Annotated in this window: 17 protein-coding genes; 3 read left to right on the top strand and 14 right to left on the bottom strand. The window is 58.0% G+C overall.

Annotation, left to right across the window (positions count from 1 at the left end):
- Positions 1–2 precede the first annotated feature (2 nt).
- From pheT to thrS, 6 genes are all read right to left on the bottom strand, one after another.
- On the bottom strand, positions 3–2,384 hold the full coding sequence (gene pheT / locus K5K95_RS19200) for a phenylalanine--tRNA ligase subunit beta (RefSeq protein WP_222585591.1): 2,382 nt from the start codon (positions 2,382–2,384) through the stop codon (positions 3–5).
- 26 nt (positions 2,385–2,410) lie between these two features.
- Positions 2,411–3,427, bottom strand: a complete 1,017-nt coding sequence (gene pheS, locus K5K95_RS19195) for a phenylalanine--tRNA ligase subunit alpha (RefSeq protein ID WP_007940232.1) — start codon at positions 3,425–3,427, stop codon at positions 2,411–2,413.
- 109 nt (positions 3,428–3,536) lie between these two features.
- Positions 3,537–3,893 (bottom strand): 50S ribosomal protein L20, encoded by a 357-nt coding sequence (rplT, locus tag K5K95_RS19190; RefSeq protein ID WP_007905879.1) that lies wholly within the window; start codon positions 3,891–3,893, stop codon positions 3,537–3,539.
- Between the two features lie 28 nt (positions 3,894–3,921).
- A complete protein-coding gene (rpmI, locus tag K5K95_RS19185) occupies positions 3,922–4,116 on the bottom strand; it encodes a 50S ribosomal protein L35 (protein WP_002553160.1) in 195 nt (64 codons plus the stop codon).
- 60 nt (positions 4,117–4,176) lie between these two features.
- Positions 4,177–4,728, bottom strand: a complete 552-nt coding sequence (gene infC, locus K5K95_RS19180; RefSeq protein ID WP_169857083.1) for a translation initiation factor IF-3 — start codon at positions 4,726–4,728, stop codon at positions 4,177–4,179.
- On the bottom strand, positions 4,728–6,650 hold the full coding sequence (gene thrS / locus K5K95_RS19175; protein ID WP_123403703.1) for a threonine--tRNA ligase: 1,923 nt from the start codon (positions 6,648–6,650) through the stop codon (positions 4,728–4,730). The genes infC and thrS overlap by 1 nt, the downstream gene beginning before the upstream one ends.
- Before the next feature lie 375 nt (positions 6,651–7,025).
- On the opposite strand from thrS, the gene K5K95_RS19170 reads away from it, so the two are divergent.
- A complete protein-coding gene (locus tag K5K95_RS19170) occupies positions 7,026–7,328 on the top strand; it encodes a hypothetical protein (protein WP_222585590.1) in 303 nt (100 codons plus the stop codon).
- Positions 7,329–7,620: 292 nt separating this feature from the next.
- Positions 7,621–7,833, top strand: a complete 213-nt coding sequence (locus K5K95_RS19165) for a cold-shock protein (RefSeq protein WP_003179963.1) — start codon at positions 7,621–7,623, stop codon at positions 7,831–7,833.
- Between the two features lie 72 nt (positions 7,834–7,905).
- On the opposite strand, the gene K5K95_RS19160 is transcribed toward K5K95_RS19165, so the two are convergent.
- Both K5K95_RS19160 and K5K95_RS19155 read right to left on the bottom strand, forming a co-directional pair.
- The gene (locus K5K95_RS19160; protein WP_222585589.1) at positions 7,906–8,226 is read right to left on the bottom strand and encodes an I78 family peptidase inhibitor; all 321 of its coding nucleotides are present in this window, start codon (positions 8,224–8,226) and stop codon (positions 7,906–7,908) included.
- A 167-nt stretch (positions 8,227–8,393) separates the two neighbouring features.
- A complete protein-coding gene (locus tag K5K95_RS19155) occupies positions 8,394–8,699 on the bottom strand; it encodes a hypothetical protein (RefSeq protein WP_222585588.1) in 306 nt (101 codons plus the stop codon).
- A gap of 131 nt (positions 8,700–8,830) precedes the next feature.
- Here K5K95_RS19155 and K5K95_RS19150 point away from each other — a divergent pair, with 131 nt between their 5' ends.
- Positions 8,831–9,043 carry a hypothetical protein gene (locus K5K95_RS19150; protein WP_222585587.1) on the top strand — a complete coding sequence of 71 codons (213 nt, stop codon included), beginning with the start codon at positions 8,831–8,833 and terminating at the stop codon, positions 9,041–9,043.
- Positions 9,044–9,075: 32 nt separating this feature from the next.
- Here the strand turns inward: K5K95_RS19150 and K5K95_RS19145 are convergent, their stop codons facing one another.
- Genes K5K95_RS19145 through K5K95_RS19120 form a run of 6 tightly spaced genes read right to left on the bottom strand, consistent with a single transcriptional unit; the run spans position 9,076 to position 15,040 of the window.
- Positions 9,076–10,104: a nucleoside hydrolase gene (locus K5K95_RS19145; protein WP_222585586.1), complete on the bottom strand. Its 1,029-nt coding sequence runs from the start codon at positions 10,102–10,104 to the stop codon at positions 9,076–9,078.
- A 44-nt stretch (positions 10,105–10,148) separates the two neighbouring features.
- Positions 10,149–10,553, bottom strand: coding sequence for a D-ribose pyranase (rbsD, locus tag K5K95_RS19140; protein ID WP_222585585.1), 405 nt, complete (start codon positions 10,551–10,553; stop codon positions 10,149–10,151).
- The gene (gene rbsK / locus K5K95_RS19135) at positions 10,550–11,467 is read right to left on the bottom strand and encodes a ribokinase (RefSeq protein WP_222585584.1); all 918 of its coding nucleotides are present in this window, start codon (positions 11,465–11,467) and stop codon (positions 10,550–10,552) included. The genes rbsD and rbsK overlap by 4 nt, the downstream gene beginning before the upstream one ends.
- A gap of 22 nt (positions 11,468–11,489) precedes the next feature.
- Complete coding sequence (locus K5K95_RS19130; protein ID WP_222585583.1) at positions 11,490–12,509, bottom strand: LacI family DNA-binding transcriptional regulator; 1,020 nt, start codon at positions 12,507–12,509, stop codon at positions 11,490–11,492.
- Between the two features lie 3 nt (positions 12,510–12,512).
- Positions 12,513–13,490 (bottom strand): ABC transporter permease, encoded by a 978-nt coding sequence (locus tag K5K95_RS19125; protein WP_222585582.1) that lies wholly within the window; start codon positions 13,488–13,490, stop codon positions 12,513–12,515.
- Positions 13,487–15,040: a sugar ABC transporter ATP-binding protein gene (locus K5K95_RS19120; protein WP_222585581.1), complete on the bottom strand. Its 1,554-nt coding sequence runs from the start codon at positions 15,038–15,040 to the stop codon at positions 13,487–13,489. The genes K5K95_RS19125 and K5K95_RS19120 overlap by 4 nt, the downstream gene beginning before the upstream one ends.
- Positions 15,041–15,044: the final 4 nt, after the last annotated feature.

Below are 15,044 nucleotides of genomic sequence, written 5' to 3'. Positions count from 1 at the left end.
CGTCACTTCCTTAACGTGGCGTTCAACCTTTGTTCGAGCGAGGTGAGGATGTTTTGCGTCGCGGTATTCACCTCATCGTCATTAAGAGTGCGCGATGGATGCTGCCAGGTCAAGCCGACTGCAAGGCTTTTTCTATCAGGATCAATGCCTTTACCCTGATACACGTCAAATAGCCTGAGGTCCGTGAGCCATTCGCCTGCATTTTCACGGATTACATCCAGTACAGCACTGGCTGCGACGTCCGTGGCCGCAATGAGTGCCAAGTCGCGACGCACTTCAGGAAAGCGCGACAACTCGCTGAATTTCGGCATTTTCCCCAACGCCACTTCGGCCAGGACCAGCTCGAAAACGAAGACCGGACGGTCGAGACCGAGGGTTTTCGACAATTCAGGGTGGATAGCGCCGACGAAACCGACCAGACGACCTTCACGTTCGATGCGCGCGGTTTGACCCGGGTGCAGCGCCGGGTGTTTGCCCGGCACGAATGTGAACGAATCCAAAGCACCGGCAAAGCCCAGCACCGCTTCCACGTCAGCCTTGATGTCGAAGAAGTCCACGACATCGCGACCCTGCGCCCAACCTTCCGGCAGACGACTACCGCACACAACACCGGCCAGCATTGGCTCTTGCTTCAGGCCTTCCAGCTGACCCACGAAGCGCAGGCCACTCTCGAACAAGCGGACGCGATCCTGTTGACGGTTCAGGTTGTGCTGAAGTGCCTTGACCAGACCAGGCCACAATGACGAACGCATGGCAGCCATGTCGTTGGAAATCGGGTTGGCCAGCAGAAGCGGCTCTACACCTGGATTAAACAGCTCGAATTGTTTCGGATCGATGAAGCTGTAGGTGATCGCTTCCTGATAACCGCGAGCAACCAGCAGACGACGCAGCTCAGGCAGGTCGCTACGCGCTTCAGCCTTGGCTTGCGGCGCCAGACGGGCTTGCGGGTAACGAACCGGCAAACGGTTGTAACCGTACAGGCGAGCCAGCTCTTCGATCAGGTCGACTTCCAGACTGATGTCGAAGCGATGGCTTGGCACTTCAACGCGCCACTGCCCTGCCCCATCGGCAGAAATCTTCAGACCCAGACCACTGAGCAGACGCTCGACTTCAGCCGACTCCATCTCCATGCCCAGCATCTGAGTGATGCGCTGCGCACGCAGGGTGACTGGAGCAATTTTCGGCAAATGCTGTTCGCTGACGGTCTCGACGATCGGCCCGGCTTCACCGCCAGTGATTTCCAGCAGCAGGCCAGTGGCGCGCTCCATGGCTTCACGGGCCAGTTGCCAGTCCACACCACGCTCGTAGCGGTGCGAAGCGTCGGTGTGCAGGCCGTAGGAACGGGCCTTGCCAGCGACAGCAATCTGATCGAAGAACGCGCTTTCCAGGAAAATATCGCGAGTGGTCGCGGTATTGACGCCGCTATGCTCGCCGCCCATAACGCCGGCAATCGCCAGGGCGCGAGTGTGGTCGGCAATGACCAGCGTATCGCTACGCAGGCTGACTTCCTGACCGTCGAGCAGTACCAGCTTCTCGCCTTCTTCGGCCATGCGCACGCGAATGCCACCGTTGATTTCGGCGAGATCGAAGGCGTGCAGCGGCTGACCCAGCTCCAGCATCACATAGTTGGTGATGTCGACAGCCGCGTCGATGCTACGCACATCGCCACGACGCAGACGCTCGACCATCCACAGCGGAGTAGGCCTGGACAGGTCGACGTTACGGATCACGCGACCCAGGTAACGTGGGCAAGCGGCTGGCGCCAGCACCTCGATAGAACGCACTTCGTCATGCACGGCCGGCACGACAGCCACCACCGGACGGGTGACTTCAGCGGCGTACAGCGCGCCGACTTCACGGGCCAGACCGGCCAGGGACAGGCAGTCACCGCGGTTCGGAGTCAGGTCGACCTCGATGCTGGCGTCGTCCAGGCCCAGGTATTCACGAATGTCCTGACCGACCGGCGCATCGGCCGGCAATTCCATCAGGCCATCGTTGCCTTCGCCGACTTGCAGCTCGGCTTGCGAGCACAGCATGCCGTTGGACTCAACGCCACGCAGCTTGGCTTTCTTGATCTTGAAGTCGCCTGGCAGTTCGGCGCCAATCATGGCGAACGGAATCTTCAGGCCCGGGCGCACGTTGGGCGCACCGCAAACAACCTGGAACGTCTCCGCACCATTGCTGACCTGGCAAACACGCAACTTGTCGGCGTCCGGGTGCTGCTCGGTGCTCAGCACCTCGCCCACCACCACACCGGTGAATTCGCCGGCGGCCGGCGTAACGCTATCGACCTCAAGACCGGCCATCGACAGACGAGCAACCAGCTCGTCTCGACTTACCTGCGGGCTTACCCAGCCACGCAGCCATTGTTCACTGAATTTCATCCTGCTCTCCTAAGAATTCGTTACGACTAGCGAAATTGCGCGAGGAACCGCAAGTCGTTGTCGAAGAACAGACGCAAGTCGTTCACGCCGTAACGCAGCATGGCCAGACGCTCAACGCCCATGCCGAAGGCAAAGCCCGAAAACTCTTCCGGGTCGATCCCGGACATGCGCAACACGTTCGGGTGAACCATGCCGCAACCCATCACTTCCAGCCAGCCAGTCTGCTTGCAGACACGGCAGCCTTTGCCGCTGCACATCACGCATTCCATGTCGACTTCAGCGGATGGCTCGGTGAACGGGAAGTACGATGGGCGGAAACGCACCGCCAGTTCTTTTTCGAAGAACACGCGCAGGAATTCTTCGATGGTCCCTTTCAGGTCGGCGAAGTTGATATCGCGGTCGACCAGCAGGCCTTCGACCTGGTGGAACATCGGGGAGTGGGTGATATCGGAGTCGCTACGATACACACGGCCTGGGCAGACGATGCGGATCGGTGGCTGTTTCGATTCCATGGTGCGGACCTGTACCGGCGAGGTATGGGTGCGCAGCAACATGTTGGCATTGAAATAGAAGGTGTCATGCATCGACCGGGCCGGGTGATGGCCTGGGATGTTGAGCGCTTCAAAGTTGTGGTAATCGTCTTCCACCTCTGGGCCTTCGGCGATGCCGTAGCCGATATGGGTGAAGAATTGCTCGATTCGTTCCAGAGTGCGAGTAACCGGGTGCAGACCACCGGAGGTCTGACCGCGGCCAGGCAGGGTCACGTCAATGGACTCGGCAGCCAGTTTGGCGGCCAGATCAGCCTCTTCAAACAGCGCCTTGCGGGCATTGAGAACCTCTGTGACACGCTCCTTGGCAACGTTGATCAGCGCACCGACTTGTGGGCGCTCTTCTGCCGGCAAATTCCCCAGGGTCTTCATCACCTGAGTCAATTCACCCTTTTTGCCAAGGTAGTGAACCCGGATTTGCTCCAGGGCATTGATATCTTCAGCGCTTTGCACAGCCTCTAGTGCTTGAGAGACGAGCGCATCCAGGTTTTCCATGTACAGACTCCAGATACAAAATAGGGGAAGAGCTTGAAGGCTCTTCCCCTATTTATGACGTTTAACACCTGGCCCCACAGAGGTGAGGCCGGGTGACTGTCGGGGGTACTTAAGCCAAGGTGGCTTTAGCTTTCTCGACAATCGCAGCAAACGCCGCTTTTTCGTTCACTGCCAGATCAGCCAGAACCTTACGGTCGATCTCGATGGACGCTTTTTTCAGGCCGGCGATGAAACGGCTGTAGGACAGACCGTTGATACGTGCACCAGCGTTGATACGAGCGATCCACAGAGCGCGGAACTGACGTTTTTTCTGACGACGGTCACGGTAGGCGTATTGGCCTGCCTTGATTACCGCTTGCTTGGCAACACGGAATACGCGCGAGCGAGCGCCGTAGTAGCCTTTAGCAAGTTTCAGAATTTTTTTGTGACGTTTACGGGCAATGACGCCACGCTTTACACGAGCCATGAGTTACTTCCTCTATTCTTGACTAAAATTAACGAAGGCGCAGCATGCGCTCGACTTTTGCCACGTCAGACGGATGCAGCAAGCTGCTACCGCGCAGCTGACGCTTACGCTTGGTCGACATTTTAGTCAGGATGTGGCTCTTGAAAGCGTGCTTGTGCTTGATACCGTTAGCAGTTTTCAGAAACCGCTTAGCAGCACCACTTTTAGTTTTCATCTTTGGCATGTTCGGATACTCCGCATTCAGTTGATAAACATAATCGCAAGGCCTGCCGTGCCCTGTTGATTACTTCTTCTTTTTCGGGGCGATGACCATGATCAGCTGGCGTCCTTCCATCTTAGGATGCTGTTCGACCGAACCGTACTCGAGCAAGTCACCTTCAACTCGCTTGAGGAGTTCCATCCCCAGCTCCTGGTGGGCCATCTCACGGCCGCGGAATCGCAAGGATACCTTGGCCCTGTCCCCATCACTCAGGAAACGTACCAGGTTGCGCAGTTTTACCTGGTAATCCCCTTCCTCCGTCCCTGGACGAAACTTGATTTCTTTAACCTGAATCTGCTTCTGGTTTTTCTTGGCCGCGGCAATCTGCTTCTTCTTCTCGAAGATCGATTTGCCGTAGTCCATCAGTTTGCAAACAGGGGGTACTGCATCGGCGGAAATTTCCACCAAATCCAGTTTGGCCTCTTCAGCCTTAAGAAGCGCGTCTTCAATTGACACAATCCCAAGCTGTTCACCTTCAGCCCCAATTAACCGAACCTCGCGTGCCGAGATATTCTCGTTGATCGGGGCTTTCGGTGCAGCTCGTTTATCTTGTCTCATTTCACGCTTAATAGTAATTACTCCGAATCTGGGCGACCACGCCGGGAAACCGCTTGCGCGAGAAACTCAGCGAACTGGGCGACGGGCATCGAGCCCAGGTCAGCACCTTCACGAGTACGCACAGCGACAGTCTGCATCTCGACTTCCCGATCTCCGATAACCAAGAGATAGGGGACCTTGAGCAAAGTATGCTCGCGGATTTTAAAGCCGATCTTTTCATTTCTCAAGTCAGACTTGGCACGAAATCCGCTTTCGTTGAGAGTTTTTTCAACTTCGGCGGCAAAATCGGCCTGTTTATCAGTGATGTTCATGATCACTGCCTGGGTCGGAGCCAGCCACGCAGGGAATGCACCCTCGTAGTGCTCGATCAGGATTCCGACGAAACGTTCGAAGGATCCGAGGATCGCCCGGTGCAACATAACCGGGTGCTTGCGACTGTTGTCTTCAGAGACGTATTCGGCTCCCAGACGGACAGGCAGGTTAAAATCGAGCTGAAGGGTACCACACTGCCAGACACGGCCCAGGCAATCTTTCAGCGAGAACTCGATCTTCGGACCGTAGAACGCACCCTCGCCCGGCTGCAAATCGTACGGCAGGCCCGCGCTGTCAAGGGCTGCAGCCAGTGCAGCTTCGGCGCGATCCCACAGTTCGTCGGAACCGACGCGTTTTTCCGGACGAGTGGACAGCTTCATTTCGACTTCTTTAAAGCCGAAGTCGGCATAAACGTCCATGGTCAGCTTGATAAACGCGGCGGACTCGGCCTGCATCTGCTCTTCGGTGCAGAAGATGTGGGCGTCATCCTGAGTGAATGCACGCACGCGCATGATGCCGTGCAACGCACCCGATGGCTCGTTACGGTGGCAAGCACCGAATTCGGCCAGACGCATCGGCAACTCGCGGTAGCTTTTCAGGCCCTGATTGAACACTTGCACGTGACACGGGCAGTTCATCGGCTTGATGGCGTAGTCGCGGTTTTCCGACTGAGTGGTAAACATGTTGTCGGCGTAGTTGGCCCAGTGCCCGGATTTCTCCCACAGACTGCGGTCAACGACCTGCGGAGTCTTGATCTCCAGGTAGCCGTTATCGCGCTGAACCTTGCGCATGTACTGCTCGAGCACCTGATACAGGGTCCAGCCGTTCGGGTGCCAGAACACCATGCCCGGCGACTCTTCCTGGGTGTGGAACAGGCCCAGGCGCTTGCCGATCTTGCGGTGATCGCGCTTCTCGGCTTCTTCAATGCGCTGGATATAAGCCGCCAACTGCTTCTTGTCAGCCCACGCGGTGCCGTAAACGCGCTGCAATTGCTCGTTCTTGGCATCGCCGCGCCAGTAGGCGCCGGACAACTTGGTCAGCTTGAAGGATTTCAGGAAGCGCGTATTCGGCACGTGCGGACCACGGCACATGTCGACGTATTCTTCGTGATAGTACAGGCCCATCGCCTGCTCGTTCGGCATGTCCTCGACCAGGCGCAACTTGTAGTCTTCGCCACGGGCCTTGAACACTTCGATCACTTCGGCGCGCGGAGTGACTTTCTTGATCACGTCGTAATCTTTCTCGATCAGCTGCTGCATGCGCTGTTCGATGGCCGCCAGGTCGTCCGGAGTGAAGGGACGCTCGAAGGCGATGTCGTAATAGAAGCCTTCGTCGATGACCGGCCCGATGACCATTTTAGCGGTCGGGTACAACTGCTTGACCGCGTGGCCGACCAGGTGAGCGCAAGAGTGGCGAATGATCTCCAGCCCCTCTTCATCCTTTGGCGTAATGATTTGCAGCGTGGAATCGCTGTCGATGATGTCGCTGGCGTCGACCAGCTTGCCATTGACCTTGCCGGCCACGGTGGCCTTGGCCAGGCCTGCACCAATGGATGCGGCGACCTCGGCTACGGAAACCGGGTGATCGAATGAACGTTGACTGCCGTCGGGAAGAGTAATAGTTGGCATGGCGCCTCCTCTCCTAGTGGTGACCCCTACCAAAGGTCACGTGGGTTGGGATGAGCCAGTACAAGATCCGATCCAGGCCATTCAATGACGAACGCCTGCCTTACAGCGGCAGGAGCCTTGCGGCCAACCGGAAAACCGAACCAGAGTGACTGGGATTCAAATCAGGGTTATTCGCGCAATTGCCGCCACCGGGACTCAAAGTCATCCGGAGCCTGCAAACGCCCGAGCGAGGCATGCTAGCACAGATGAACGGTCGTCGATGCAACGAGGCTCGCGACCGAGGTCAATCCGCTATTTTTATGCCAGAGTGCTGAACTTGAACCCTGCTTTACCCATCAGATAAACCAGACATTGACCCACAAGGAGCATCCCAGCATGCGTCTGAATCGTTTGTTCGCCGTAGTCGCCCCCCTCGTTCTGCTGCTACCACTAACCGCCCATGCCGAATGGCCAAAAGACCTGCGCGCAAAGTACATGGAGCAATGTACGCCGGCAGCGGCAAAGCAGATCGGTGATGCGGCCGCCAAGGCCCACTGCGCTTGTGGTGCCGATGCCATCAAATCGTATCCAGCCAAGGACCTCCAGGCCCTGATGGACAACACGGCCAGCGATGCCCTGAAGCAAAGCGCGCTGACAAAAATTTCCGCGTGCAAAGCCGATTCCAAAGAAAAAAAATAAGCCTGATGACGGGATTTTTACCCCGCCGGCGACAGTAAAAAGCTTCTGAAAACCGCTTTTTTTTACAATTTATGCAGGTTTTACAGGTTTTTTTATTGTCTTTACTTTTGGCTGAAAGCCTTCTAAAACGGGGCTTACAGCGAAATAAAGCAGCAAATAGAACGCAGCTGCAGGGCAAACAGCACGTCCGGGGGGCTCCCAAATCGAACATTTCGACTATGATAGTCCCGTGTGCCCAGTTGGCCTGAGCAGCACAGCACTACTGAAAATATAAGTTTCTTGGAGATACACCATGTCTAATCGCCAAACCGGCACCGTTAAATGGTTCAACGATGAAAAAGGCTTCGGCTTCATCACTCCTCAAGGTGGCGGTGACGACCTGTTCGTACACTTCAAAGCTATCGAAAGCGACGGTTTCAAAAGCCTGAAAGAAGGCCAAACCGTTTCCTTCGTGGCTGAGAAAGGCCAAAAGGGTATGCAAGCTGCACAAGTTCGCCCAGAGTAAGTTTCTGGCGCACTAAGAAAACCCCGTCCATGTGACGGGGTTTTTTATGGGCGATACAAAAGCCTGAGCCGATCAGCCGCAGTTGATGCGTGTCACCACCCGGTTGGCATCGGTATTGAGATTCAGGCGATCAGAGCGGTATTCCAGAGTCACCATATCGTTCGGCCCCAGGAACCGTGCATTCTGTGCACCAGCGCGCGTACGCGCCTGTTCCAGCAGCGCCGGGGACGCCGCTTTGCCGATGGCGAATTCTGCCGCCTTGGCCTCACAACGGCTGTGGCCAGTGTCAGTCGTCGTAACGGGGTCTGTCGCAGACTGCGAAGTCGAACTGCTGCAACCCGCCAGCAGCGTGACAGCGAACAAAGTACCCAATGACGCGAGCTTCCAAGGCATGAAGCCTCCTTTTTTCCAATAGTTAAGCTGAGATCTTGCGACCGCCAATCCGGCGTTTGGTTTCAAGGTGAGCGTGCTCGCCCTGCCCTTGACCCGCACAAGCGTTGAGTTTGCCTGAGCAGCGCTCTGTCATTCATCACTCAATCGTGACTGAATATGAACGCCGCTCAATAGACGTCAATGTAATCGAAGGGTGGGTTCGGCCAGTTTTCCTTCAGCGCGTTGAAGATCTGCATGACCCAGACCTCGTCGCTGGCCGCGACCAATCCCACGTACCCGGAGCCCTTGGCCCAGGTCTCCAGTCGAAACAGCAGCCCGTTGATATCGGTGCCACCCACAACGCCGGAAGAAATGTAGGCCATCCCGTCCTTGGTCACACGCAACTGCGTATGTTCGTCATCACTGGCAGCGGCCAGCAGCTGGCGTACCGTCTCAAGGGTCAAGCCGTCAGGGGTGTTCAAATCGATCTGCACAGCGCGGTCCTTGAAAATCGGTCAAAGACCAAGTGTCGCATAGCCCTACCCTCATGCCTAAGTCGGAGTGCCAAATCTCGTGCAAAATGGTTAACTCGACATTCAGACTTTCCGACTTTTCGAGCGCAATCATGACCACCGTAAGTATCGACGCCAACATCACCGTCAAGTGGCCACAGGGCCACAGCTCTTACAGTCCAGGCAGTCCGGAAGAGCTGGCAATCATTGGTATCGATCTATTGGTCAAGGCACTCGGAGCCGAATCAGCCCAGTCATTCATCAAGCAGGTTTTCGAGAAATACCCTGCTGACCTGAATGACACTGTGGAAACCGAGAGAAAATAAAACCCCGCAGGCTGGCACCTGCGGGTCATCGCTTACTTCAGACGAGCCAGTCGCTGGGTCAGCAGATCGAAGAAGCCCTGGGCATCGCCACTTTCAACCCAAAAAGCATTCTTTGGCGCTTTGAGGCCGTCATACCAGTCGACGATGGTTTGACCAAAGGTTGGTCCTTCGCGGCTATCTACAACCACATTGACCGAACGCCCGGTGAACAACTCAGGCTTGAGCAGGTAGGCGATGACGGTCGCGTCATGTACCGGGCCACCCGGAATACCATAGTGCTCCATGTCGCCTTTGACATATTCGTTGAGAATATCGCCGACCAGCTTGCTGGCGTTGTTATTGAGCGCTGCGATTTGCTTCAAGCGCGCCTCACTGGTGAGGATCTTGTGGGTCACGTCCAGAGGCAGATACGTCAGCTTCACGCCGCTTTTGAGCACGACCTCTGCCGCCTCCGGGTCGGCGAACAGGTTGAACTCGGCCACAGGGGTAATGTTGCCTCCATTGAAGTGCGCACCACCCATGATCACCACTTCCTTGATGCCCTGAACGATTTCAGGTTCCTGGATCAACGCCAGGGCCAAGTTGGTCTGTGGGCCCAGCATGGCGATGGTGATGCTGTGAGGCTTGGCGGCTTTCAAGGTATCGATCAGGTAATTGACCGCATTGCCTTCGGCCAGGCCTTTCTTCGGCTCGTGCACGGTGACGCCCGACAAGCCTTCCTTGCCGTGGATGTTCTCGGCGTAAATCGGTGTACGCATCAATGGTTTCGGCGCACCGGCATAGACCGGCACCTCTTCGCGCCCCGCCCACTCGCGAGCCAGTCGTGCATTTCGTGAGGTCTTGTCCAGACGCACGTTGCCGGCGACGGTGGTCAACGCAAGAATGTTCAACTCTTGCGGCGATGCCAGCGCAAACAGCAACGCGACTACGTCGTCCGCGCCGGGATCGGTGTCGATGATCAAGTCGATCTTTTCCGCCGCCTGGGCGCTCGTTGCAGTAATCAGGGACAAAAGCAGCAGACTCCGGAGCATGTGGTGCAGTTTCTGAGCATAGCGGTGCATATCGCACTCCTTGTGCGTGGGGAAACGAATGTCGGTAAGCCGCGTTAGAAAGTCACTCCCGAGACCAGCACGATGTTGCAGTACGGCGCACATTCGCCGGTCCGGACAATCGCCCGCGCCTGGCGGCTGAGGACTTTGAATTGCTCATGGCTGAGCAGCTCCCGCTGGCCCAGCGCGCCTTCGGCGTTCAGCTCATCCAGCGCGCTCAAGGCTGGCGGTTGCTTGTCGAGAATTTCCTGGGCCAATACATGCCGTTCAACCTGCATTTCACTGAGCACGACCTTCAAAGTGCTGACGAAATCGGGAATCCCTTGAGTCAGAGCCAAGTCGATCAGCTCAACGCCCGGTGGTACAGGCAGGCCGGCATCGCCAATCACGACCATGTCACCGTGGCCAAGGGAGGCGATCAACCGGGACAGCGCAATGTTGAGTAATGGTGTTTTTTTCATGGTGCTTTGAACGCCTGTACTTCTGACAGAGTGGGAATCGAGGGTTGTGCACCGGCCCGGGTGACGGACAGCGCAGCAGCAACCTGGCCAAAACGGATTGCCTCGGCCTCGCTTTTGCCGGACGCCAGAGCGGCGGCGAAACCTCCGACGAACGTATCACCGGCAGCGGTGGTATCGACCGCCTTCACCTGCGAGGCCGGGAAATGTTCAAAGCCTGTGCCGTTGGCGAACAGCGACCCTTGAGCGCCGAGGGTGATGATGACTTTGCCGGCACCCAGGGCGATCAGAGCGCTCGCTGCCGTTTCAGCGGACTGCAGAGAGTCCACCGGCACACCGCTCAGGGCGGAGGCTTCGCTTTCGTTGGGAATCAGGTAATCAATGGACGCATACCAGTCCGCTGGCAGTGGTCGACTGGCCGGCGCCGGGTTGAGAATCACGGTTTTGCCGAGCTCACGGCCGCGCTTGAGGGCGTAGCCCACGGTGGCATCCGGCACTTCCAGCTGACAAATGATCACATCCGCCGCCTGCAACACCGCATCGAACTGGTCGATCACCTGAGGCGTCAGCGCCCCGTTCGCGCCGGCAACGATCACAATCGCGTTCTGACTGTTGTCATCGACCACGATCAAGGCTACGCCGCTGGCGCCTTCGACAGTACTGACCGCCTGGCAATCGATCTGCTCGGCCAACAACGCGCCGCGCAGCTCTTGGCCATAGGCATCGCTGCCGATACAACCGACCATCGAGACCTGCGCCCCAAGTCGCGCCGCAGCGACGGCCTGGTTTGCGCCCTTGCCGCCGGACACTGTGGCAAATGACTCGCCGATCAGCGTTTCACCGCCACGGGGCAACCGTGGAGCGCGGGTTACCAAGTCCATGTTCAGGCTGCCTATTACCACTACTTTTGCTGGCATACATCACTCGTCAAATTCGGTTTCAGCGGTATTCGTCGAACACACCGGCGAGCGGTGCAGTCGATTCTCGCAGGACAATACTGGGCGTCACGATCCGTTGATCGGTGGCCATATCAGGTGATGCGATCCGTCGCAACAGCACCTCGGCCGCCATCTCACCGAGCTGCAGGATCGACTGCCCCACGGTGGTCAACGCCGGGTAGACATAACGACTCATCTGGATATCGTCGAAGCCGATGACCGACAGTTCGGTCGGCACACGCACATTGCGCTCGGCAGCCGCTCGCAGCACACCGATGCCGATCATGTCGTTACCGGCGAAGATCGCGCTCGGCGGATTTTTTTCCAGCAAAATCGCAGCGGCGTTGTAGCCACCCGTGCTGGTGAAGTCGCTTTCCAGCATGCGCTCGCGATGCACTTCCACGCCCGCCTCTTGCAAGGCACGGCAATAACCGGCCAGACGCATCTGTGCGACGCTGGTGCCCGCCGGGCCGCCGATAGTGGCGATATCCCGATGGCCCAGTTCCAGCAGATGACGGGTGGCCAGATAGGCGCCGTATTCGTGGTCGATGCGCACCAGATCGGCATTCACGCCTTCCAGCCCACGGTCGACGATGACCATCGGCGTGCGCACACCGGCGAGGCCTTCAGCCAGTCCAGCATCGCCGCCGGCGGATGCCACGATCAAACCGTCGATGCGCTTCTCCAGCAACACGCGCAAGTAGCTGCGTTGTTTGTCCGGATTGTCGTCCGAGTTGCAGAGGATCACGCAGTAGCCATTTCGCTCACAGTAATCCTCGATGCCACGCGCCAGCTCGGCGAAGTACGGGTTGAGGCTATTGGGCACCAGCAAACCGATGGTCGCGGTGGTCTTGGCTTTTAACGAACGAGCCACGGCGCTTGGCACGTAGTCCAGGGTCTTGATCGCCTCCTCGACTTTGATCCGCACTTCTTCGCTGACCGGCCGGGTCTTGTTCACCACATGGGAAACCGTCGTGTAGGAAATCCCCGCGAGTGCCGCCACATCTTTTATCGTTGCCATGACTCAGCTCCGCCGGCTTGCGCGCTGGCTGCGATACGTATCCAGCACCACCGCCACCACGATCACCGCGCCAGTGATAATGCGCTTGGTAGGCTCGGTTGCGCCGATCTGCGCCAGCCCCGCCGCCAACACGGAAATAATCAGGACCCCGAAGAATGTGCTGATGACCGAACCACGGCCGCCCATCAAACTGGTGCCACCGATCACTACAGCGGCGATCACCTGGAGTTCCAGCCCTGAACCGGCATTCGGATCCGCCGCTTCCAGTCGGGAAATCTGGAACAGTGCAGCAATCCCGGCCAACAGCCCCATCAGGCTGAACACCAGGATCTTGTAGGGCTTTGGATTGATCCCGGCCAGACGCACGGCTTCTTCGTTGGTGCCGATGCCGATCAGGTAGCGACCGAACACCGTACGGGTCAACACTGCCTGGGCAATGATGATAATCAGCAAGGCAATGATGAACGAGGGCGAGATGCCGAATGCGATGGGGTTGGACAACCACGCGAAAGCATCACCGATATAAGCGGTGCGCGAACCGGTCATCTGGTACGCCACGCCTCGGGCCATTTCCAGCACGCCGAGGGACACGATGAACGACGGAATCCGCCATGCCACGGTGATCGAACCGGTGATGGTCCCGGCCAGGGCCGCAACCGCCATTCCGAGTACCGCCGCGGGCAGGACACTCCAGCCCCAGCCGAGAATCGCCACGCTGACCGTCGACGCCGCGAGCGCCAGGACCGAGCCGACTGACAGGTCGATGCCACCGATGATCAACACGAAAGTCATGCCGACCGCCAGCACCATCAAATCGGGAATCTGGTTGGCGAGGGTGCTGAATGTGTCGTAAGACAGAAAATGGCTGCTCAATACCGAGAACAGCGCAACCATCGCCAGCAAGGCACCGGCCAGGCCCAGATAGGTGCCCAGGCCGTAGAAATTGCCACTACGTTTGCCGGCAGAAGATGCAGTTTTCATGGAAGATCCCTAGGCGCTGCTTCATTGAGCAACGCATCACGTTTTTGGTAGCCGGCGAACGCGGCGGCAAGCAAATCATCCTGGGTCCAGCTGTCGCGCTCGAAGGTGTCGATCAGACGTCCCGCCGACAACACGCCAATCCGGTCGCAAATCAACATCAGTTCACGCAGGTCGCTGGACACCACCACCAGCGCTTTGCCCTGCCGCGTCAGCTCACCGAGCAGCGCATAAATGTCGAACTTGGCGCCGACATCGATGCCACGGGTCGGCTCATCGAACAACATCACTGAACAGTCGCGCTCCAGCCAGCGGCCGATCACGACCTTCTGCTGGTTGCCGCCCGACAACTCGGACACCAACTGCGTCGGGCTTGAACTGCGGATGCGCATGGCGTCGATCTGACGCTGGGCCAGGGACATTTCGGCGGCGCTGTTGACCAAACCGCCGCTGGAAATCTCCGGCATATTACCCAACGCAATGTTGGCGCTGATCGATTGGGTCAGCAGCAGGCCTTCGCCCTTACGGTCTTCGGTAATCAGGGCAATGCCGTGACCGACCGCATCGGCCGGCGAACGGATGCTCACCACTTGAGGCGGCGACCCCAAGGCGACGGTGCCACTGTCCGCCGTGTCCGCACCGAAGATCAGGCGCAGCAACTCGGTGCGCCCTGCCCCGATCAATCCGGAAATCCCGTAGATCTCGCCGGCACGCACTTCAAAGGACACATCGCGAACCTTGTCGGAGCGGGTCAGGCCTTTGACGGTCAACGCTGGAACGCCAATCTTGCGCGGCCCCAGGTCAATGTGTTCGCCGAGTTCACGGCCCACCATCAACGTCACCAGTTGCTCACTGTTGTAATTGGCCATCGGCTCGACGCACACCAGGTTGCCATCGCGCAAAACCGCAATGCGCTGGGCGACCCGTGCCAGTTCTTCGAGGCGGTGGGAGATATAGATGATCGAGACGCCACGGGCCTGCAGACGCGTGATTTGCTCGAACAGCATTTCGACTTCGCGAGCGGTGAGCATCGCGGTCGGTTCGTCGAGGATCAATACGTGGCAATCGCCGATCAGGTTGCGGGCGATCTCAACCATTTGCTGGTGGCCGATGCCGAGTTCGCCGACCAGTGTGTCCGGGTCGATCGCGTCGAGCCCGACCTGAGCCATGGCCTCGATCGCCGCCTTGCGCAGTTGCTTGCGACTGATCCAGCCGCCGCTACTGGGCAAGTTATCGAGAAACAGGTTTTCCGCCACCGACAGGGTCGGCAACAGATTGAGTTCTTGCATGACCATGCGGATGCCGAGGTCTTCGGCCTGGGTGCGGCTGCCGGGGCGGTAATCCTGCCCCTGGAATTGCATGTGGCCGGTGGTCGGCGTGACCAGTCCGCCAATGATTTTCGACAGCGTGCTTTTACCGGCACCGTTCTCACCGGTCAACGCCAGCACTTCACCGCGCATCAGCGTCAGGTCGATGCCGGTCAGCACGGGTTGGGCGTAGGTCTTGCCGATGCCGCTCACCGAGAGGACAGCGTTCGGGGCGCAAACTGACATAAAA

The sequence above is a fragment of the Pseudomonas sp. DR48 genome (assembly GCF_019823085.1).
GTDB lineage: Bacteria > Pseudomonadota > Gammaproteobacteria > Pseudomonadales > Pseudomonadaceae > Aquipseudomonas.
This window is presented reverse-complemented; position numbering and strand designations above follow the sequence as displayed.

Bases quoted from the DNA above. Each gene is read 5' to 3' on its own strand.
- pheT (WP_222585591.1), bottom strand. From the start codon at position 2,384: ATGAAATTCAGTGAACAATGGCTGCGTGGCTGGGTAAGCCCGCAGGTA.
- pheS (WP_007940232.1), bottom strand. From the start codon at position 3,427: ATGGAAAACCTGGATGCGCTCGTCTCTCAAGCACTAGAGGCTGTGCAA.
- rplT (WP_007905879.1), bottom strand. From the start codon at position 3,893: ATGGCTCGTGTAAAGCGTGGCGTCATTGCCCGTAAACGTCACAAAAAA.
- rpmI (WP_002553160.1), bottom strand. From the start codon at position 4,116: ATGCCAAAGATGAAAACTAAAAGTGGTGCTGCTAAGCGGTTTCTGAAA.
- thrS (WP_123403703.1), bottom strand. From the start codon at position 6,650: ATGCCAACTATTACTCTTCCCGACGGCAGTCAACGTTCATTCGATCAC.
- K5K95_RS19170 (WP_222585590.1), top strand. From the start codon at position 7,026: ATGCGTCTGAATCGTTTGTTCGCCGTAGTCGCCCCCCTCGTTCTGCTG.
- K5K95_RS19165 (WP_003179963.1), top strand. From the start codon at position 7,621: ATGTCTAATCGCCAAACCGGCACCGTTAAATGGTTCAACGATGAAAAA.
- K5K95_RS19160 (WP_222585589.1), bottom strand. From the start codon at position 8,226: ATGCCTTGGAAGCTCGCGTCATTGGGTACTTTGTTCGCTGTCACGCTG.
- K5K95_RS19150 (WP_222585587.1), top strand. From the start codon at position 8,831: ATGACCACCGTAAGTATCGACGCCAACATCACCGTCAAGTGGCCACAG.
- K5K95_RS19145 (WP_222585586.1), bottom strand. From the start codon at position 10,104: ATGCACCGCTATGCTCAGAAACTGCACCACATGCTCCGGAGTCTGCTG.
- rbsD (WP_222585585.1), bottom strand. From the start codon at position 10,553: ATGAAAAAAACACCATTACTCAACATTGCGCTGTCCCGGTTGATCGCC.
- rbsK (WP_222585584.1), bottom strand. From the start codon at position 11,467: ATGCCAGCAAAAGTAGTGGTAATAGGCAGCCTGAACATGGACTTGGTA.
- K5K95_RS19130 (WP_222585583.1), bottom strand. From the start codon at position 12,509: ATGGCAACGATAAAAGATGTGGCGGCACTCGCGGGGATTTCCTACACG.
- K5K95_RS19125 (WP_222585582.1), bottom strand. From the start codon at position 13,490: ATGAAAACTGCATCTTCTGCCGGCAAACGTAGTGGCAATTTCTACGGC.
- K5K95_RS19120 (WP_222585581.1), bottom strand. From the start codon at position 15,040: ATGTCAGTTTGCGCCCCGAACGCTGTCCTCTCGGTGAGCGGCATCGGC.